Annotated in this window: 20 protein-coding genes and 1 tRNA gene; 15 read left to right on the top strand and 6 right to left on the bottom strand. The window is 40.4% G+C overall.

Annotated elements, in window-relative coordinates:
- Window positions 1-39 precede the first annotated feature (39 nt).
- The 8 genes from rpsT to JWG40_RS19105 all read left to right on the top strand — a co-directional run bounded on the left by rpsT (window position 40) and on the right by JWG40_RS19105 (window position 7,738).
- Entirely contained in the window at window positions 40-315 is a 276-nt protein-coding gene (rpsT, locus tag JWG40_RS19140) for a 30S ribosomal protein S20 (RefSeq protein ID WP_205287346.1), read from the top strand.
- Between the two features lie 103 nt (window positions 316-418).
- Window positions 419-491 (top strand) — tRNA-Val (locus JWG40_RS19135).
- Between the two features lie 104 nt (window positions 492-595).
- Window positions 596-1,972 carry a phosphoglucosamine mutase gene (glmM, locus tag JWG40_RS19130; protein WP_205287345.1) on the top strand — a complete coding sequence of 459 codons (1,377 nt, stop codon included), beginning with the start codon at window positions 596-598 and terminating at the stop codon, window positions 1,970-1,972.
- A complete protein-coding gene (glmS, locus tag JWG40_RS19125; protein WP_205287344.1) occupies window positions 1,957-3,792 on the top strand; it encodes a glutamine--fructose-6-phosphate transaminase (isomerizing) in 1,836 nt (611 codons plus the stop codon). Before glmM ends, glmS begins: the two co-directional genes overlap by 16 nt.
- 3 nt (window positions 3,793-3,795) lie before the next feature.
- On the top strand, window positions 3,796-4,827 hold the full coding sequence (locus JWG40_RS19120) for a GlmU family protein (RefSeq protein WP_205287343.1): 1,032 nt from the start codon (window positions 3,796-3,798) through the stop codon (window positions 4,825-4,827).
- A 2-nt stretch (window positions 4,828-4,829) separates the two neighbouring features.
- A complete protein-coding gene (locus JWG40_RS19115; protein WP_205287342.1) occupies window positions 4,830-5,735 on the top strand; it encodes an alpha/beta fold hydrolase in 906 nt (301 codons plus the stop codon).
- A gap of 1 nt (window position 5,736) precedes the next feature.
- Complete coding sequence (locus JWG40_RS19110) at window positions 5,737-7,338, top strand: carboxyl transferase domain-containing protein (protein WP_205287341.1); 1,602 nt, start codon at window positions 5,737-5,739, stop codon at window positions 7,336-7,338.
- Window positions 7,339-7,381: 43 nt separating this feature from the next.
- Entirely contained in the window at window positions 7,382-7,738 is a 357-nt protein-coding gene (locus JWG40_RS19105; RefSeq protein ID WP_205287340.1) for an STAS domain-containing protein, read from the top strand.
- Window positions 7,739-7,843: 105 nt separating this feature from the next.
- On the opposite strand, the gene JWG40_RS19100 is transcribed toward JWG40_RS19105, so the two are convergent.
- Window positions 7,844-8,401 carry a DJ-1 family glyoxalase III gene (locus tag JWG40_RS19100; protein ID WP_205287339.1) on the bottom strand — a complete coding sequence of 186 codons (558 nt, stop codon included), beginning with the start codon at window positions 8,399-8,401 and terminating at the stop codon, window positions 7,844-7,846.
- Window positions 8,402-8,525: 124 nt separating this feature from the next.
- On the opposite strand from JWG40_RS19100, the gene JWG40_RS19095 reads away from it, so the two are divergent.
- Genes JWG40_RS19095 through JWG40_RS19085 form a run of 3 tightly spaced genes read left to right on the top strand, consistent with a single transcriptional unit; the run spans window position 8,526 to window position 11,620 of the window.
- Window positions 8,526-9,695, top strand: a complete 1,170-nt coding sequence (locus tag JWG40_RS19095) for a trypsin-like peptidase domain-containing protein (protein WP_205287338.1) — start codon at window positions 8,526-8,528, stop codon at window positions 9,693-9,695.
- Window position 9,696: 1 nt separating this feature from the next.
- Window positions 9,697-10,722, top strand: a complete 1,026-nt coding sequence (gene ruvB / locus JWG40_RS19090; RefSeq protein WP_205287337.1) for a Holliday junction branch migration DNA helicase RuvB — start codon at window positions 9,697-9,699, stop codon at window positions 10,720-10,722.
- On the top strand, window positions 10,703-11,620 hold the full coding sequence (locus JWG40_RS19085; RefSeq protein ID WP_205287336.1) for an energy transducer TonB: 918 nt from the start codon (window positions 10,703-10,705) through the stop codon (window positions 11,618-11,620). Before ruvB ends, JWG40_RS19085 begins: the two co-directional genes overlap by 20 nt.
- Window positions 11,621-11,623: 3 nt before the next feature.
- Here the strand turns inward: JWG40_RS19085 and JWG40_RS19080 are convergent, their stop codons facing one another.
- From JWG40_RS19080 to JWG40_RS19060, 5 genes are all read right to left on the bottom strand, one after another.
- Complete coding sequence (locus JWG40_RS19080) at window positions 11,624-11,935, bottom strand: hypothetical protein (RefSeq protein WP_205287335.1); 312 nt, start codon at window positions 11,933-11,935, stop codon at window positions 11,624-11,626.
- 4 nt (window positions 11,936-11,939) lie between these two features.
- The gene (locus tag JWG40_RS19075) at window positions 11,940-13,124 is read right to left on the bottom strand and encodes a serine hydrolase domain-containing protein (protein WP_205287334.1); all 1,185 of its coding nucleotides are present in this window, start codon (window positions 13,122-13,124) and stop codon (window positions 11,940-11,942) included.
- Window positions 13,125-13,197: 73 nt separating this feature from the next.
- Window positions 13,198-13,611, bottom strand: coding sequence for a SufE family protein (locus JWG40_RS19070; protein WP_205287333.1), 414 nt, complete (start codon window positions 13,609-13,611; stop codon window positions 13,198-13,200).
- A complete protein-coding gene (locus JWG40_RS19065; RefSeq protein WP_205287332.1) occupies window positions 13,604-13,954 on the bottom strand; it encodes a hypothetical protein in 351 nt (116 codons plus the stop codon). The genes JWG40_RS19070 and JWG40_RS19065 overlap by 8 nt, the downstream gene beginning before the upstream one ends.
- Complete coding sequence (locus JWG40_RS19060; protein WP_205287453.1) at window positions 13,951-14,880, bottom strand: hypothetical protein; 930 nt, start codon at window positions 14,878-14,880, stop codon at window positions 13,951-13,953. Before JWG40_RS19060 ends, JWG40_RS19065 begins: the two co-directional genes overlap by 4 nt.
- A 157-nt stretch (window positions 14,881-15,037) precedes the next feature.
- Between JWG40_RS19060 and JWG40_RS19055 the strand changes: the two genes are divergently transcribed.
- From JWG40_RS19055 to pbpC, 4 genes are read left to right on the top strand one after another with little or no spacing between them, the layout of a single operon-like run.
- Complete coding sequence (locus JWG40_RS19055) at window positions 15,038-15,217, top strand: hypothetical protein (RefSeq protein ID WP_015682203.1); 180 nt, start codon at window positions 15,038-15,040, stop codon at window positions 15,215-15,217.
- A 1-nt stretch (window position 15,218) separates the two neighbouring features.
- On the top strand, window positions 15,219-15,746 hold the full coding sequence (locus JWG40_RS19050; RefSeq protein WP_205287331.1) for a hypothetical protein: 528 nt from the start codon (window positions 15,219-15,221) through the stop codon (window positions 15,744-15,746).
- Window positions 15,747-16,361, top strand: coding sequence for an RsmD family RNA methyltransferase (locus JWG40_RS19045; RefSeq protein WP_205287330.1), 615 nt, complete (start codon window positions 15,747-15,749; stop codon window positions 16,359-16,361).
- Window positions 16,339-18,453, top strand: a complete 2,115-nt coding sequence (pbpC, locus tag JWG40_RS19040; RefSeq protein WP_205287329.1) for a penicillin-binding protein 1C — start codon at window positions 16,339-16,341, stop codon at window positions 18,451-18,453. Before JWG40_RS19045 ends, pbpC begins: the two co-directional genes overlap by 23 nt.
- The last annotated feature ends 3 nt before the right edge of the window (window positions 18,454-18,456 follow it).

Here is an 18,456-nt window from a genome sequence, read left to right as displayed (position 1 = left end):
CTCAAAAGATAAGTAAAAATTCCTCGTAGGGGACATTCCTTGGCTAATTTAAAATCATCTAAAAAAGACATTCGTAGAACTGCTCGTAGAAAAGAGCGAAATGGTGAGGACCGCACTGAGTTGCGCACTTATGCTCGCCTTCTTCTCAAAGCAATTAAAGCTGGAGACAAACCGGAAGCACTTACTGTATTCTCAAAACTTGCATCCAAGTTAGACAGAGCAGCAAAAACAAAACTGATTCATAAGAAAAATGCAGATCGTAAAAAATCACGTATGGCACTTCGTATCAACTCCATCGAGACAAAAGCCGCCTAACACTCGCTTTTAGCTAGAAGGAATGAGGCCACCAATGGTGGCCTTTTTTATTTCTAAATCTTATTTACAAAAATCTCCACTCCGGTTCACTGGTCATTACAACGGGCGATTAGCTCAGCTGGGAGAGCAGCTGCCTTACAAGCAGCGGGTCGGCAGTTCAATCCTGTCATCGCCCAAACCGTTTTTCTTTTATCTTCACTTTTATTCCATTTCACTGACACATTCCGAAAAGCAAAAAGATAGACTTGCAGTGGGAATCCGCGACCCTTGATAGTATTGTATGCAATTTACGAAAGAGTATGATCTGTCCTCCCTGATGATTTCCATCTCCGGCGTTCGGGGTAAAATTGGACAAGGATTTGGATTAGAGGAAGCTTTGGCCTTCGCAAAATCATTTGCTTCGATGATGAATGGAGGGACGGCCGTAATTGGTCGAGACTCAAGACCAAGTGGGCCTTATTTAGAATCACTTCTCACCTCTGCATTGTTAGCTTCTGGAAATTCTGTTTTAACGTTAGGTCTCGTTCCTACACCGACCACCAAAGCGGTTGTCAATCTTTCTAAAGCCAATGGTGGAATTATGATCTCCGCCTCTCACAATCCTATGGATTGGAATGCATTTAAATTCATTTCTAAAAAAGGATTTTTTTTCTCTGCTGAGGAAAATAAAAAACTCCTTTCTATCATTCAAAACGGCTCTTACCCCAAAGAACAAATTTCCCCCAAAGGGTATATTGATTCTGGAGAAGACTATATTGATCTCCATTTATCTTCTGTTTTGAAACGTGTGAATGTCGCCAAAATTAAGAAGAAAAAATTCACCGTGTTTGTAGATGCTGTTGGTGGTGCCGGTTCTTATGTCGTTCCTCGATTTTTACAAATGTTAGGTTGCAAAGTAGTAGCTCATAACTGCAATCCAAATGGAACTTTTCCTAGACCGCCAGAACCAACCGCAGCGGCATTAAAATCGGTAGAACCTTACTTTAAAAAATCAAAAGCAGACATTGGTTTTGCGTTAGATCCTGATGCGGACAGGCTTGTTTTGTTTTCTCCCAAACGTGGTGCCGTTTCTGAAGAATACACTTTGCCATTGGCTTTAATGAATGCCTTGTCTACAGCTAAGAAAAAAGCCAAAGTGGTTGTGAATCTTTCTACATCCTTCTTAAATGAAGAAGTGGGTTCAAGATTTGGTGCAGAAGTCATTCGCAGTAAAGTGGGTGAAGCCAATGTGGTAGAAGAGATGTTGAAAACCAAGGCAGTGTTCGGTGGCGAGGGGAATGGTGGTGTGATTGATCCAAACATTCCTTCCTTTGGTCGGGACACTTTGTCCGGTATTGCTCATATTTTAAACTTAATGGCTGAAACGGGAAAATCAATAGATACCCTTTTGGATGAATTACCTTCCCTTTATATGGACAAACAATCCTTTCCTTTAGCGAAGGGAATGTCTTTAGAAAGTCTTTATGAAAAATTTCAGTCTGCATTTTCTCCGAAGGTGATTTCAGAGAAAGACGGACTTTGGATGTATGTATCAGATTCTTGGATTCATATACGTCCTTCCAATACAGAACCAATCTTTCGTGTCATTACTGAAACTAAATCCAAATCCGATTTGGATGCTACCTTAAAGAGGGTAAAACAATGTGTGGAATCGTAGGTTATTTAGGAAAAAGAGAGGCACTCCCTCTCATCATCAAAGGTCTCAAACGTCTTGAATATCGCGGATATGACAGTGCCGGCGTCGCCTTGTTAAATGGTGGTTTGGATATCGTAAAAAAGAAAGGGAAAGTTGCAGATTTAGAAAAAGAAATTGGTGACCGTAAGTTACTAGCAACTCTTGGAATTGGACACACACGTTGGGCTACTCATGGAGAACCCAATGATCGTAATGCCCATCCACATACAAGTTCGGATGGAAAACTCGCCATCATTCATAATGGAATCATTGAAAACTACGGTTCCATCAAAAAAGAATTAGAATCCAGTGGTCATATATTCAAATCAGATACTGATTCTGAAGTTCTCATTCATCTAATCGAAGAGATTAAAAAACAAAATAATTGTTCTATTGAAGAGGCAGTGCGCCTGGCTTTGAATGAGGTTGTTGGTGCCTATGCGATAGTTATCCTTTCGAAAGAAAATGAACGGATGATGATTGCCGCAAGGAAAGGCTCTCCCCTTGTGATCGGAATTGGCGAAGATGAATACTTTGTTGCCTCAGACGCAACACCTATCATTGAATATACGAACAATGTAACTTATCTCAATGACCAAGAGATGGCAATCATCAAAGACGGAAGTCTTGTGGTAAAAAACCTAGAAAATGTAACCAAAACTCCATTCATTCAAAAATTGGAATTGGATTTGGAAGACATCGAAAAGGGTGGATACCCTCACTTTATGTTAAAAGAAATTTTTGAACAACCAAAGTCTGTGCGTGATGCCATGCGTGGCCGTTTAGTTTCTAGGGAACATCATCTTTTCTTAAGTGGGATTGACCAATACCTCAATCGGTTTTTAAATGCGGATCGTTTGATTCTTGTAGGTTGTGGCACCTCTTGGCATGCAGGCCTCATTGGTGAATATCTATTTGAAGATATTGCAAGGATCCCAACTGAAGTGGAATATGCATCTGAGTTTCGTTATCGCAATCCCATTGTGACAGAAAGAGATGTGATCATTGCTGTGTCTCAATCAGGAGAAACTGCAGACACTCTCGCTGCCATTGAACTAGCAAAGTCGAAAGGTGCATTGATTTTTGGTGTTTGTAATGTTGTAGGATCTTCGATTGCACGCGCATCTCATGCGGGAGCTTACCTGCATGCAGGTCCTGAGATTGGTGTGGCATCCACAAAAGCCTTCACATCCCAAGTGACAATCCTTACAATGATGGCTTTGTATTTAGGGCTTAAAAAAGGTTCAATTTCCTTATCGGATTATCAAACATTACTTCAGGAATTGGATTCGATTCCAGACAAGGTGGCAAAAATTTTAACCAAAGATGATGACATTCGTACGATCGCTGAAAGCTTTTATCGTGCATCTAACTTCCTTTATTTGGGGCGTGGATTCAATTTTCCTGTGGCATTAGAAGGAGCTTTGAAATTAAAAGAAATTTCTTATATCCATGCAGAAGGTTATCCAGCAGCAGAAATGAAACATGGACCGATTGCTCTTATTGATGAAGATATGCCCGTGGTGTTTATTGCGACAAAAGATGGTTCTTATGAAAAAGTCATTTCAAATATCCAAGAGGTAAAGGCTAGGAAAGGAAAGGTGATTGCTATCGTGACAGAAGGGGATACAGATATAAAGTCAATGGCTGATTTTACATTTGAAATTCCAAAGACGGCTGATGCACTTGTTCCACTGCTTGCTGTCATTCCCTTACAACTTTTATCCTACCATATAGCAATCCTTAGGGGATGTAATGTTGACCAACCTAGGAATTTAGCGAAATCTGTAACTGTGGAGTAAACAGTGAACCTTTTACTTGACGATTCTAAGAGAAATCCTTCTCTTGAGCCTTTATCCAGATTTCATTCCTTTTTTGAATGGAATTTGGGAGGTGTAAACTTACTTGAAAAACTAGAACGTAAATACCCAGGGGCAAAGATTTTTTACAAAGGTCCCGATCCATCATTCGAGAGGCTAATCTTTCATAGATACCCTCATATACTTCCTGCAAATTTAGATACATACGATTCGATTTATAGTTCTGATTCGTATTTGCCTTGGGAGCTATTAGGAACGGTAACTTCCATTATTGAAGAAATACTTACTTTAGAAAAAGATTGGAAACGGTTTCGTCAAAAATACAAAGCAAAACAATCCGGCTTTCATATCGTAGGAAAGGAAAAACACTTATACATCCATCCGCAGGCCACTGTGTATCCAGGTGTTGTGTTTGATACAACACACGGTCCCATTCTCATTGAAGATGGAGCCAAAATCTCTTCCTTTAGTTTTTTAGAGGGCCCACTCTTTGTGGGAAAAAATACTCAAATCGACAATGCCCGAGTTACAGGAGGTTGCCTCATTGGGAACCAATGTCGAATTGGCGGTGAAGTCGAAAATTCAATTTTATTAGATTATACCAACAAACACCACGAAGGTTTTTTAGGTCATAGTTTTGTATCTTCTTGGGTGAATTTAGGTGCTCTCTCCACTACTAGTGATTTAAAAAACAATTATGGAATCGTGAAACTAAAGATAGGCGATTCGATAGTCAATACAGGAACCATTAAATTTGGCTCACTCATTGGTCCCTTTACAAAACTTGCCATTGGTGTGATGTCCAATACAGGAACGGTATTTGATATTGCAAGTAACATTGTAGAATCCAGAATCCAAGGGTATGTGCCTGCTTTTACTTGGATCAAACCAGGTGGGCGTTACCGTTTAGAAGAGTTTCTTTTTGATACAAAAAAAATCATGGCTCGCCGTGGGATGAATCTTTTTGAGTTTGAGGAAGAATATTTACGAAAATTATACGGAAGTTTTGCGGAGTAAACATGACACCCAGTTTGTTAGAACATATCAATTCTGGTAAAACAGTAGAAATTGACGATTTGAGTTTTTTTTATTTGGATGAAGGAAAAGGGGAAGAAATCATTCTCCTCCTTCCTGGTTTTTTGACAACATCATATAACTATCGTAAGTTGGTTAATTTATTGTCGACTCATTATCGAGTGATCGCTCTAGATTTTTTAGGTACTGGATTTAGCACAAGGCCCGATGGCCCCCTATCTCATAGGCTCCAGGCACATTACCTGGCTCCTTTTTTAGAAAAGGTGGTGGGGGACAAAAAAGTTCACGTGGTGGCTTTTGATTATGCACTTCCTATCCTTTGTTTTACTTTTAAGGAACATGCAATTCAGTATAAATCCTTATCCATTTTGGGCGGATTTATGAAGTTACCAAAGTTTCACTTTTATTTCCCCTTGCATTTTTTACGATTGCCGCTCGTCGGAGAAGTGTTTTCTTTTTTGTTTCGTCCACCACTCCTTCGTTTATTTTATAAATTGTTTTTAGTAAAAAAAACACATCACTTAACTTATGAGTGGGAAAAAACCATGTATCATTTGTTATTCGAAGGAAAGGCTCGTAAAAATACATTGGAGTTTGTTCGCAATGTAGACAGGTCCACACATGCCTTACGTGAAATCGAAGAAGGAGCAAAAAACTTTGTAGGCCTTCGTCAAATTTATTTAGGGGACGAAGACTTTCGTATTTCTCCAAACCAAACCGAATACATGAAGGAAACACTTCGGACAAGTAGCCTTGTGATCCTTCCTTCCAAACACCTTCCTATGGAAGAATGTCCAGAAGTTGTTTATGAAAAACTCCACTACTTTGTAGATTCCTTCTCACATAAAAAAACAAAAACCTTTCACTTTAATAAACAAAATAAGGAATGATATGGAACGAATCATCTCGAAGATAAACCCACAGGCATCCGAATTTGTTGCCAATCGTACGTCATATTTAGAAACCATAGTTCCCATTCGTAAAACTATCGAACAGGTAAGGTTAGGTGGTGGTAAAAAAGCTCTCGAAAAACATAAATCTCGAGGAAAACTTACGGCAAGAGAACGTATCGCAGAACTCATCGATGCGGGAACTGAATTTATGGAAATTTGTGGCCTTGCGGGAGAGGGAGTTTATCCTGATCCGGTTCCCTCTGCTGGGATCATCACAGGAATTGGAAAGGTAGAAGGTGTGGATTGTATGATTGTTGCCAATGATGCGACCGTCAAAGGCGGAACCTACTATCCACTCACGGTTAAAAAACATGTCCGTGCTCAGGAAATTGCAGAAAACAACTCCCTCCCTTGTATTTATTTGGTGGATTCCGGCGGGGCTTTTTTACCCATGCAAGATGAAGTGTTTCCTGATAAAGATCACTTCGGACGTATTTTTTTTAACCAAGCACGTATGAGTGCTAAAGGAATTTCTCAAATAGCGGTCGTTATGGGGTCATGCACGGCGGGTGGTGCTTATATTCCCGCAATGTCTGATGAATCTGTGATTGTCAAAGGAAATGGAACTATTTTTCTTGGTGGGCCACCACTTGTAAAAGCTGCTACTGGTGAAATTGTCACTGGTGAAGAGTTAGGTGGTGCCGATGTCCACTGTCGTGTCTCTGGAGTGACAGACCACTATGCAGAAGATGATTTCCATGCTCTTGCGATCACTCGTTCTATTGTTAAAAATTTAAATTCCAAACAAGAAACCCTTCCCAAAGAAACAGAAGAACCTTTGTATCCCGCTGAAGAAATTTATGGAATCATAGAACGCGACTCACGTAAGTCTTATGATCCAAGAGAGATCATCGCAAGGATTGTGGACGGTTCCCGGTTTCATGAGTTCAAACGACTTTATGCCACAACCATTGTCACTGGGTTTGCCGAAGTGTATGGATATCCGGTAGGAATCATTGCCAATCATGGAGTTTTATTTTCCGAGTCTGCGCTCAAGGCATCTCATTTTATCGAACTTTGTGACCAAAGAAGGATTCCATTATTGTTTCTCCAAAACATCACGGGGTTTATGGTGGGGAAAAAATATGAAAACAATGGGATTGCTCGTGATGGGGCCAAAATGGTAAATGCAGTATCCACAACCACTGTCCCCAAACTAACTATTGTTACAGGTGGTTCTTATGGTGCGGGAAATTATGGAATGTGCGGCCGTGCCTTTGCTCCAGAATTTTTATGGATGTGGCCCAATGCTCGAATTTCTGTAATGGGTGGAGAACAAGCCGCCAATGTTCTTTGGACTGTCAAAAAAGACCAAAAGGAAGCGGCCGGAGAAGCAATTTCATCTGAAGAAGAAACCTTATTTAAAAAACCAATTTTAGAAGATTATGAAAAAAAATCTTCGGCCGTGTATAGTTCGGCTAGACTTTGGGATGATGGAATCATTGATCCTGCTGATACTAGAAAAGTTTTAGGAAGAGCTTTGTCTATCCTTAGCAGAAGGAAGGAAGAAAGAAAACCATTTGGTGTCTTTCGAATGTAATTTTTGTCTTTTCATTTCCTTTTGGGGTGAAAACTAACTACAAATGATCATCCATGAGAAGTCATCCAATCAAGTTGCCATCATCTCCATTGAGGGTGAGGTTGATTTGTACAATGCAAAAGAATTGAAAGACATTCTGGATGACAAAATGCGCAAACACCAATACGAGATTGTCGTGAATCTGGAAAAGGTTCCTTTTATGGATAGCTCCGGAATTGGGACTTTGGTGACAGCCATGTACAAACTGAAAAAATACCATGGCAATTTAAAAGTATGTAGCGTTCATGGATCGGTAGCAAAGGTATTTAAACTTACGGGAATGGAAAGTCATCTAGAAGTCTTTGATTCAGAAGAAAACGCTGTGTTGTCCTTAATTAAGGAAAGAGAATTAAACGAGTAATTCTTGTTTGGTGAGGGAGTTATTGTTTCGGTCAACGATTCATTAGATTTCATTCAAGTTTTGAGTCCATTTGAATTATCTGCCAAAAGGTTCAAACAACCTAATCTACGGTAATTGTAGACCCGCCTTTACTTTTTCCATTACCTCTTTTCCCTCAAAAATTTCTAAAAGATACAAAGCAAATTCAAAAGCAGAACCGGGGCCCACGCTCGTATGGACATGGTCATGTGATTCGATTCTTTTACCTGTATACTTTCCTCCTTTTCCTTTTGCCAAATCTTCGGAAGAAGGAAAAGCCGTGTAAGGATCATCCCCTGAAATGATATCTAAATTACGTAAGGCACTGGGAGCCGCACAAATGGCACCGATCAGTTTTTTCTCAGATTGAAAAGAATTTAGAATCTTACTAATTTCTGGATCGACCATGAGTTGTTTGGTACCTTCCAGGCCACCGGGAAGGAGGATGGCGTCAAACTGGTCTGGTTTGATTTCAGAAAAAACTTTGTCTGCAAAGTGTAGAGTTTTCCTTGAGGCAAGGATGGGTTCTTTGGTTTTTCCACCGGAAACCACTTCGACGTTTCCTCTTCTTAAAACATCGATCATAATGATGGCTTCCATTTCTTCAAAGCCGGTGCAGAGTGGGATAAAAACTCGTTTCGCCATAAAAAGACTAGTTTGACTTTGTACAAATTGTTCAAGTTTTTTTGCAAAAAAAACGATCCAAAGAAATGAGAACTTTCCTGGAGCTTTCAGGGTCTCATATAGTAGGAGAGATAGTTAATTGTCTATGATTGATAAAAAAACGAATCCTTTACGTTACCTTGCGATTGCTTTTAGTTTTTTACTTTTGGGAACATTTTTGTCGCCCATCCTGACTTGCGGAAATTCTTCCGAAAATCCTCTGCAATTAAAAGCAGATGGCAGTGATAAATTGTCCCCGGCCCAAACACAAGCTGTGGCTTTGGAAGATGCCTTCCAAGAAGTATTTGATAAAGTTTCCCCGAGTGTGGTTTCGATTGCCACAGAACGGACAGTCAATGTCCAACAACATCCATTTTCCGGGGATCCCTATTTTGATCATTTTTTTGGAAGGCCTGGCGGTGGATCGGGTCGAGTGATGAAACAAAAACAAACCGGCCTTGGTTCTGGAATTGTTTTGAATGAAGATGGTTATATTATGACAAACCACCATGTGATCAAAGACATGGACAAACTCACCGTGAAGTTTAAAAACCAAAAAACTTTTGAAGCCAAAGTGATTGGTTCGGATGAAACCATGGACATCGCCTTACTTAAGATAGATGCTCCCAAGGGAACACTTCGTCCGATTGTTCTTGCCGATTCTAATAAAGTGAAAGTGGGGAACTGGGCCATTGCCATTGGAGCTCCTTTAGGATTCGAACATTCCTTCACAGTAGGTGTTGTTTCAGCCGTACAACGTGGTGGGATTGATTCTTCAGGACTTTCTTACATCCAAACTGACGCTGCCATCAATCAAGGAAATAGTGGGGGCCCACTCCTCAATATCCGTGGAGAAGTGATTGGAATCAACCGAATGATTGCCTCTCAGTCTGGTGGGTCAGTGGGAATTGGATTCACCATCCCGATCAACGAAGCCCGCCGTGTAGCAGAAGAGATCAAAACAAACGGCAAAGTCATCCGGCCTTGGATTGGTGTGGGTCTTGATGCGATCAATGAAGAAGACATCGAACAACTCAAACTAAAAGACAACAAAGGTGCCATTGTCCGCCAGATCATGAAAGGGTCTCCTGCGGATAAAGCGGGTTTGAAACTCTTTGATGTGATTGTGGAAATGGGTGGAAAAGAAATCCAAACACCTGAAGAACTCATTGGATTTGTGAGGTCTGCAAAAATCGGAAAACGAATCGAGATAAAAATCATTCGAAATAAAAATGAAATCTTGACTTCCATCACTCCGGAGCAGAAACCCAATTGAGGTGAGTTTAAGAGAAGATTGGATCCAACCGGCCGAAGATGAACCAAGCCTTCGGCCTACCAAATTATCCGAATTTATAGGACAAAAAGAAGTTTTGGCCAATCTCTCGGTATACGTGGAGGCGGCTCGCAAACGGAAAAGCCCCCTCGACCACGTTCTGATTTCCGGGCCCCCTGGCCTTGGAAAAACCACACTTGCCAATATCATCGCCAATGAGTTGGCAGTGGCCTTCACTCCCACTTCCGCCCCGGCCATCTCCAAAGGTGCAGATTTAGTTCGATTCCTTACCCTGCTCAAAACCAATGAAGTCCTCTTTATCGATGAGATCCACGGCTTTATCAAAAAACAGGAAGAACTCTTATATCCTGCGATGGAGAACTTCTTTGTGGATCTTGTGGTCGGCGAAGGAGTCACTGCCAATGCCCTCCAGATCCAACTCCAGCCCTTTACCCTAGTCGGTGCCACCACTCGCTCGGGACTGGTGAGCGAACCCTTAAAGTCACGGTTTGGAATCCATCTGAAACTTGATTTTTATACAGATGGAGAAATGCAAATCATCGTGGATCGTTCGGCAAAACTTCTCGGAGTTTCTCTTGGGGATGGTGTTGCTTTTGAGATTGGAAAACGAAGTCGCAAAACTCCAAGGATTGCCAACCATCTTTTAAAACGAGTTCGTGACTTTGCCGAAGTTAGGAATGAAACCGCTGTTAGTTTAGATACTTGTCGTTTTGCTTTTGATCGTATGGGTGTGGACCATCTGGGACTCGATGTTGTAGATCGCCAAATTTTGGATATTCTTATCCATCGTTATGGTGGTGGACCCGTGGGAATCAAACCCATTGCTGTGGTCCTCGGAGAAGAGGAACGTACCATTGAGGACACATATGAGCCCTTTCTTGTCCGAGTAGGACTTGTGGATCGCACTCCCCAGGGCCGAGTGGCAACGAAAAAGGCTTACGAACATTTGGGACTTGTGTATACTGGAAATACTGGGGAAAATCGCGAAAATGGCCCAACTCTCTTTTGATTTCCGATTGCCTGAAAAGGAAGAAGGGGAACGTAGACTTTTCTTCGCCTTCACCTTCGTCATCCTCATATCTTCCTTTGTTCTCGCTCACCTCATCACAAGAAATATGCTTTGGAAGATGTTGGCCGAAGAACAAGCCTCACAAATGGTTGGGCCAAAAGAACAAGAAAAAATTTACGAAGTTCTTGTAGAACAACAGTTTATCAACCCAGATAAAAAAGACGAATACAAAGCACTCTCTAACAAAGATTCATCTGGTGGTGGTGGTCTTACCGAAAAACAAGGATTTCATACCCTCACTCAATTTCGTGAATTTATCATGGGAAGTTCTGCCTCCACTCCGAGTAAAGCGCAACCCAAATCAGAACAATCCAAAGAAGAAGAAATTTTCGAAGTAGGAATCTTTAAAGCAGATCCTAAAAGTAATTCTAATTCAGAAGAAAGCCCGAATCAATCTGCAAGTTCTGGGCAGATGACAAAAATTCCATTTAACTATAGATTCCAACAGGATTTTTTGTTTCGATGGGACGGAGCAAAAGCACTCACCATTCCCACCAAGCAGTTGGCAGGTTATTATTATTTTAAAAGTATGTTGAAACGAATTGAGGAATCTTTTGCTCCCCCTGGTGGTGGAAACTATGCTTATCGAGATATGGCAGGTGTTGTGGCAAGAGAAGGAATTAAAGAAGGTGAAACCAAAGTTTTATTTATGTTAAGCGAACAAGGGCAAGTATTGGATGTCCGTTTGGTTTCTTCCCAAGGCCAAGTGGTGGTGGACCAAGCTTGTATGGATTCCATTCGGGGCCAAAACTTTGGCCCGGTACCAGAAGAAGTGAAATCCAAAGGTCTTATCTTTGGGATCAACTTCATCTTTCCCGGAATTCGTTATTATCGTTAGTTGTTAGTCTGTCACTAAACTACAACCATACTCTTTAGAAAGATACTTAGCCGTATTGGTTTTCCCAAGTCCCTTCACCGTTACCGATTTGTTTTCCTGATCCAGATTGAATTCGCTAATTGGCACCCACTGGCGAGCAAAGTCATGGCACTGGTTTTCCGAAAGTTCCATCACAAAGTAACAACTACAATACTCTTTGGAATAAAAACTGGAGATAATGGAGGGAAAACTAGAAAGGTGTTTCCAATTCCACTGAGCCCAAAATAAAATAAATAAAAATAACAAAGAAAGCAGAACAGATATTTTTCTTTTCATAAGGTTACCGAATTACCGACTCTTTCACTAATTTTAAAAAATCATTTTTGATGAATGCCTTTTCGCGATCATCTCCAAACCGAACAATGATTAAATCAAGGCTTGGAATCACATACAACATTTGTCCCCAGTGCCCAAGACCGGCAAAAGTATCCTTTGGTGCATCGGGCCATGGTTCGTGGATTCCTCTTTCTGGAACTCCCGTGTTGGCATACCAGTGGGCGGTATAATTGTCTTGTGATAAATCTTCGGAGTAAGGTGTAGATTTGTATCCAGGGGCAGGGGTTCTTGTGAACTGCACCCAACCTTCAGGTAACAGACGTTCCCCGTTCCAAACTCCATCATTTAAATACAGGTAACCAATTTTTGCTAAGTCTTTGGCAGTCATATACAAATAAGAAGATCCCACATAAGTGCCAGAACCATCTCTTTCAAAAGTAACATTGGTGATTCCTAGAGGTTTGAATATCTTTTCGAAAGGAAGTTTGTCATATTCTTCTGCGCCATATACTTTTTTCAAAATAGCAGAGAGGATATTCGTATCACAACTAGAATAGTAGACTTGGGTTCCCGGTTCGGCACGAAGGGGAAGACCAGCACAAAAGGCTCCCATATCTTTGCGACCCCTTGTATACAACATGGCGATTACGGATGATTTTAATGGGCCACTTTCATATCCTTCTTCTGCTGCAAGCCCTGAGGACATATTGAGAAGGTGTCTAATCGTAATTTTTTTGTGCGCTTCATCGCGACTCAATGGTTCGTAATGATAATAACCAGGATCGTCCAATTTAACTAACCCTTGTTTGACTGCGATTCCATACATGGTTTGCAAAATACTTTTGGATACCGACCAAGTTAAATGGACTTTGTCTTCCGAAAAGTTTCTCGCATACTTTTCATAAATCAGTTTTCCATTCCTTAAGATGACAAGGGCATCGGTCCTTCTACCTTTTCTATCTGTTTCATCTCCTGTGCGAGTGAAGGCATATTCCTCTACTAACCCCAGTTTGCTACTCGATACACCAACAGATTCAGGGGAAACTACTTTCCAGTTAGGACTTGGCCATTCTGGTTTTAAGCGAGTCTTCAGTGTGATTACTTCTGGTTCACCACCAAAGGGAGATAGATCTTTGCCACATTGGACAAAAGCGAGTAAAAGAAGGATACAGATAAAACTTTGTTTCATAGAATTCCTGGTTCAGATTCGTTTCAGAATTCTATGCGAGTCTTAATCGTTTGCAAAGGAAAAAAGAAAGGGATTATACTTTTTCTGCGTATCCTTTTAGTTTTTGGACCATGGAGAAAAGTCCGTTTCTTCTTGAGATCGAAAGAAATTTAGCAAGGCCAACTTCTTCTATGAAACCTAGTGAGGCATCCGCTATATCTTTTGGAGATTGTCCTGAAAATACGCGTATAAGAATAGCGATGAGTCCTTTAGTAAGAGCCGTGTCACTATCCGCATCAAATTCTAATCTACCGGCTTCCAGTTTTGGGGCGACCCAAACTCTGGATTGGCAACCTGGGACAATATATTCTTCTGTTCGTTTTTCGTCTGGATAAGTAGGGAGTTCCTCACCTAACTCAATCAAATATTGAAACTTCTCTTCCCAATCAGTTAGTTCGGAGAATTCTGCGATAATTTCTTTTTGGATTTCCTCAATGGACTTACTCATGTTTTGCACTCGGAGATGGGATCTCAGTGAACTTATCTTTTTTTCTCATATAAAACTTGTTAAAGTTTGCTGTGGTAAGATTTTTTAATTCCACACGATTCACTGTGGAAACGGTAAGTTCATACAACTCACCATTTGATTTAAAAAAATAATCCATTCTAAGTTTTTCTTCCAAAATGTATTCTACATCATTCCAAATTAGTTTTTTGGATTCGAAGTCTACATACAAACATTCAGGAGGTTTGGTAAGCACATAACAAAATTCGCCGGCTTTAGGAACACCTTTATAAAATAATCCGCACTGGAATAAAAAAAGAGAAAGTAGGAAAACAAAAGCCTTCATTCTTTTTTATCCGGTGTTAGATCTAATTTGGTTTTGGCTCCCGGTTTTTCCATAATCATCTTGGTTATGAGGAGGGGAATCTCTGGATTCTTTTTACCAGAAGAAAGGTAAAAATCTTCCAATAAATCGATTCCTTTTTGAGAAAGATTTTGTAAGTGAAAAATTGTGGCTTCTGTAATGATAGAAGTCTCTGTAATCCGGTCGGGATTGTTTGACTTAGCTTGTCTCAGTAGTGACAAAGCTCCTACATAATCTTTTTTATAATACTTTCCAAGACCTCGCAAAAAATTCTCTTCCCTAGGTGTGAATTGAATTCCTGCTTTATAATTTGGATCTTTTGTGATTGTGATGAGTTTGTCGAGTCCCGATGCATCCCCAGCTAACATCGTATTGAAGGTGAGTAACCAAATATAAACGGTTTGGAACTCTGGAGAAAGTTTAGAACGATCCAAATTTCCATATTCGGTGATTAGTGTTTGGGGCCTTTTCACATGTCGGTGTGTTTCGCCAAGGAATAACAAAACTTTATTGTTTTCCCAATCAGAAAACGGAGAGGAGGAAAAAGATTCGGCAGTCCTTGCATTCCAAAATACGGAGTCCAAAGTAGAATCTGCAAGGACTGAAGAGCCAATGAAGTCTTGGAATTCGGATCCTAAATGCAAAATCAAACTGTCGTGATCAAAATAAATTCCAATTCTATATAAATTCCAAAATAAACTCCGGGCAATTAAATGAAAGGCAACAGGATCTGTGGGATCTTTTTCGGAATAGGTAGTAGCAATCGATTGGAAGTCTTCGATATCTTTTTCTTTCAGATTTCCCGATTTCCAGAGTTCGATTGTTTTTTCTTTGGTTTTTTCTGCCCTGACACTTTGGTCTTTTGCAAAAAGAAAATAAATTTCTTTTCTATAGGTAAACCCTAACACGGACAGACCAAGCGCTAAAACCAATAGAATTAGCGGTGTCTTTGATTTCTTCTTTCTGTGCGGTTCGTACCGGGAGTAAATCGCCATCGTTGGTTCCCATTTTTTTTTGCCCTCCCCACTTGACACGGCTTTTTCTTTGTGATTTAGTGAGAAGGGTATGGAAGATGACTTTTTAGAAGATGACGAATTCGAAGCGGATAGCCTCAACGAAGACGTCGTAACGTATGCTTGTGAGGATTGTGACCACCGTTGGGAAGCCGAAGGGGAGGACGAATACCTCGATTCTTGGGAACTGATCTGCCCTATGTGCGGATCTGCGAATATCACCGAACTGTAATTTGACTTATTTTCAGTATATTTTTGGTTTTTTGATTCTACCTTCGCTCCTTTGGGGCGAGGCCTCCGGTTTTTCGACCCTATACACAGAATTCAAAAAAGGAAATTACGCGACTGTATCCAAAGGCTCCCTCCAGTATTTGAATGGGCCAGAGGGAGAGAAAGATCCTAGGATTTTTTTTCTTTATGTTTCCACAGAGGAAAATTGGTCTCAACTAAAGACTAAGGTAATTCGGGAATCTCCACCTAACTTCAGATCATCGGTTCACTATTGGAACGCCATTTATCTATTTATGGAACGAGCACTTGTCTTTGGGGAGTCGGATTTACTCATTGAGTGGGGAAAAGATTTCCAAAAGTCAGGAAAACAAAGCCCCAAATACAACGATGCACTCCTATTGTATGGTCTTGGGTTAATGGATTTAAAAAATGAGTCGGAAGCAAAGAAGGTTTTTTTAGAAATTGAGGCAAATTCTCCCTCCAAACATGTGTTATCTCAATTAGAAGAAATTAAGTCTTCAGGTAAGTAAATGAAAGGACTACGTGTATCACAAGGTAAGTGGAAAGGGAAAGAAATTCCTTCTCCAGCAGATGTATCCGGACATTTAAATTTTACCAATAGCCTTATGAAAAAAGCCATTTTTTCTTTGATGGACTCTCGTCTGCTTTCTTGGGGTCTTAGTTTTGAATCTGTCTTGTTTTGTGATTACTTTGCAGGAAGTGGACAAATTTCTGCCGAAGCTTATAGCCTATCTGTCAAAAGACTCCTAACTTACGAATTAGACCAAACTAGGTTTAGGCAACTCCACTCTCTTTTTCGAGGCCTCACTAATGTACAATTGTTTCGAAAAGATGCAACCAAACATACGTTAAAGTGGGAATTGAGTGAGGAAGAGGCTTATATTTTTTATTTAGATCCGCCTTACACTTATTGGTCGGAAACTCCCGCCCGTATGAAAGAGATGTTGGAACAATTATATAACTTTTGTGTATCTACGAAAAAACCTTTTTTGATTTTATGCCAAATTCCAGAACGCCAAGCCATTGATAAAATTTGGGCATCAGTTCCTCATAAAGTGAGGGAGTATGGAAGCCATTCGATCATCGAAACAGGTTATGAAAATGCCGAGACTACTTTTCGGTAAAAAAAACTGTCTTGATTTTGAATCCATTCGAAATTTAGTTTCCATTGTTTTATTCGTTTTCCTATTTCTAGGATCTCCTCTTTGGTCTTTACCTACTTATGAAGAAGTAAAATTCACTTACCAACCTTCCGACATACAAGTGTTTGATCGGAATGGGCAATTGGTCCAAAGATATCGAATCAAAAATGGATACCGATCCGAAGAATGGACTGACTACGATAAACTTCCTAAATCATTCATTGAGTCGGTGGTACATGCAGAAGACAAAAGATTCTTTACTCATGGGGGAGTGGATTCCAATGCTTTGGTTTCTTCCTTCCTAGGAAATTTCACCGGGTCAACCTTACGTGGTGGATCGACAATTACGATGCAACTGGTCTCTCTTTTGGATTTGGAATTACAACCAAAGGAATCCAAACGTAGGTCAATCTTTCAAAAACTAAAACAAATCCAAAGAGCGGTGGAGCTGGAAGAAACTTGGACTAAGGAAGAAATTTTTACAGCCTATAGCAACTTAATTTACTTCAGAGGTGAACTAAAAGGAATTACTTCCGCAAGTAAGGGATTATTTCGGAAATCGCCTGAGGCACTGACACCTAACGAATCCTATCTACTCGCCGCTCTCATTCGTTCCCCGCAAAGTTCTATTGAAAAAGTGGCGCGGCGTGTTTGTTTACTGAAAATGGAGAGAGATGGGGTGGATGATTGTTCTGACATTTCTCGTTTGGTGAGAGAATCCTTGTTTCGTAATTTGGATTATTCGCAGTATCCTTCTTTTGTTCCTTTATTTACAAAAGCTCTTTTAGATTTCTCCAAAGCAGATGGATATTTGAATTCGCAAGTATCATCTTCCTTATCTTTAAACTTCCAAAGAAAAGTAGAAGAGATCTTGAAACGAAATGTAAAGACCCTTGCCGATAAAAATGTTAAGGATGGGGCCGTCATCGTAATCGATAATCGAACAGGGCAGATTCTTGTTTATGTTCCCAATATTGGAGAAGAAAGTTCTGTTGCAAAACTAGACCTCATTCGAAGCAAAAGACAAGTGGGTTCCACTCTAAAACCATTTGTTTATGCACAGAATTTTCAAGAAAACAAACTCACTCCTGATTCTATTCTTTCTGATTCTCCGGTAGGGATTCCTGTTTACCAGGGAATCTATCGTCCGTTAAACTATGATAAGTCCTATAAGGGAAACGTAACGGTAAGACAAAGTTTAGCCTCCTCTCTCAACATTCCTGCCATCCGGGCTTTGTCTTTTTTAGACATCAATGAATTTGTTTTTGTGTTAGAGAGGTTGGGAATCAGTGGCCTTCGGTATCCTGAGTTTTATGGTCCCTCCTTGGCACTAGGGACTGCTGATATGACTCTACTGGAACTTACCAACGCCTACCGCACCCTTGCCAATGCGGGAGTTTATTCTGACTTTACTTTCCAACCTTCTAAAAAAAGCCATTCTTCTGTTAGAGTTTTTTCACCTACTGTTAGTTATATGGTATCAGAGATCCTTGCTGACCGAGAGGCACGATCCTTGGGATTTGGCTGGGATAATTATCTATCAACATCGTATTATACATCAGTCAAAACAGGCACAAGCCAAGACATGAGAGATAATTGGTGTATTGGTTATTCAGAATTTTATACAGTAGGTGTTTGGGTAGGAAATCCTACAGGAGCACCGATGTTAGATGTCTCGGGGATCACCGGAGCCGCTCCTGTTTGGCGAGAGACAATGGATATTTTACATGAGTCACTAGATTCAAAATTAATAAAACCAGAACTGGAAAATCCAACAGATACGGCATATAGTCTGTCTAAAGACGGCGGAGTAGAGAAAACAAAGTCAAAGAGAATTTTGACTCCTATCAGTGGAAGTATTTTTGCATTGGATCCAGATATTCCCTTTGGCCGTCAAAAAATCCTCTTTACTTTCAGTTCCTACGAGGTTTCGTATTCTTATTATTTAAACGATGAAAAGATTGGTTCCGCAGAAGGGCCTTACCTCTGGGAACCAAAGAAGGGAGAGTATCGTTTGCAAGTAAAAGATAGAGATGGAAAAGTTTTATCTCTTTCCTTATTTGAAGTTCGGTAAAAT

It is taken from the genome of Leptospira abararensis (assembly GCF_016918735.1).
Taxonomy (GTDB): domain Bacteria; phylum Spirochaetota; class Leptospiria; order Leptospirales; family Leptospiraceae; genus Leptospira_A; species Leptospira_A abararensis.
The sequence above is the reverse complement of the archived record's forward strand: the minus strand, read 5'-3'. Positions and strand labels throughout refer to the sequence as shown.

What these genes read in the sequence shown, in the direction of transcription:
- glmM (WP_205287345.1), top strand. Translation starts at nt 596, where the DNA reads ATGCAATTTACGAAAGAGTATGATCTGTCCTCCCTGATGATTTCCATC.
- glmS (WP_205287344.1), top strand. Translation starts at nt 1,957, where the DNA reads ATGTGTGGAATCGTAGGTTATTTAGGAAAAAGAGAGGCACTCCCTCTC.
- JWG40_RS19115 (WP_205287342.1), top strand. Translation starts at nt 4,830, where the DNA reads ATGACACCCAGTTTGTTAGAACATATCAATTCTGGTAAAACAGTAGAA.
- JWG40_RS19110 (WP_205287341.1), top strand. Translation starts at nt 5,737, where the DNA reads ATGGAACGAATCATCTCGAAGATAAACCCACAGGCATCCGAATTTGTT.
- JWG40_RS19105 (WP_205287340.1), top strand. Translation starts at nt 7,382, where the DNA reads ATGATCATCCATGAGAAGTCATCCAATCAAGTTGCCATCATCTCCATT.
- JWG40_RS19100 (WP_205287339.1), bottom strand. Translation starts at nt 8,401, where the DNA reads ATGGCGAAACGAGTTTTTATCCCACTCTGCACCGGCTTTGAAGAAATG.
- JWG40_RS19095 (WP_205287338.1), top strand. Translation starts at nt 8,526, where the DNA reads ATGATTGATAAAAAAACGAATCCTTTACGTTACCTTGCGATTGCTTTT.
- JWG40_RS19085 (WP_205287336.1), top strand. Translation starts at nt 10,703, where the DNA reads ATGGCCCAACTCTCTTTTGATTTCCGATTGCCTGAAAAGGAAGAAGGG.
- JWG40_RS19080 (WP_205287335.1), bottom strand. Translation starts at nt 11,935, where the DNA reads ATGAAAAGAAAAATATCTGTTCTGCTTTCTTTGTTATTTTTATTTATT.
- JWG40_RS19075 (WP_205287334.1), bottom strand. Translation starts at nt 13,124, where the DNA reads ATGAAACAAAGTTTTATCTGTATCCTTCTTTTACTCGCTTTTGTCCAA.
- JWG40_RS19070 (WP_205287333.1), bottom strand. Translation starts at nt 13,611, where the DNA reads ATGAGTAAGTCCATTGAGGAAATCCAAAAAGAAATTATCGCAGAATTC.
- JWG40_RS19065 (WP_205287332.1), bottom strand. Translation starts at nt 13,954, where the DNA reads ATGAAGGCTTTTGTTTTCCTACTTTCTCTTTTTTTATTCCAGTGCGGA.
- JWG40_RS19055 (WP_015682203.1), top strand. Translation starts at nt 15,038, where the DNA reads ATGGAAGATGACTTTTTAGAAGATGACGAATTCGAAGCGGATAGCCTC.
- JWG40_RS19045 (WP_205287330.1), top strand. Translation starts at nt 15,747, where the DNA reads ATGAAAGGACTACGTGTATCACAAGGTAAGTGGAAAGGGAAAGAAATT.
- pbpC (WP_205287329.1), top strand. Translation starts at nt 16,339, where the DNA reads ATGCCGAGACTACTTTTCGGTAAAAAAAACTGTCTTGATTTTGAATCC.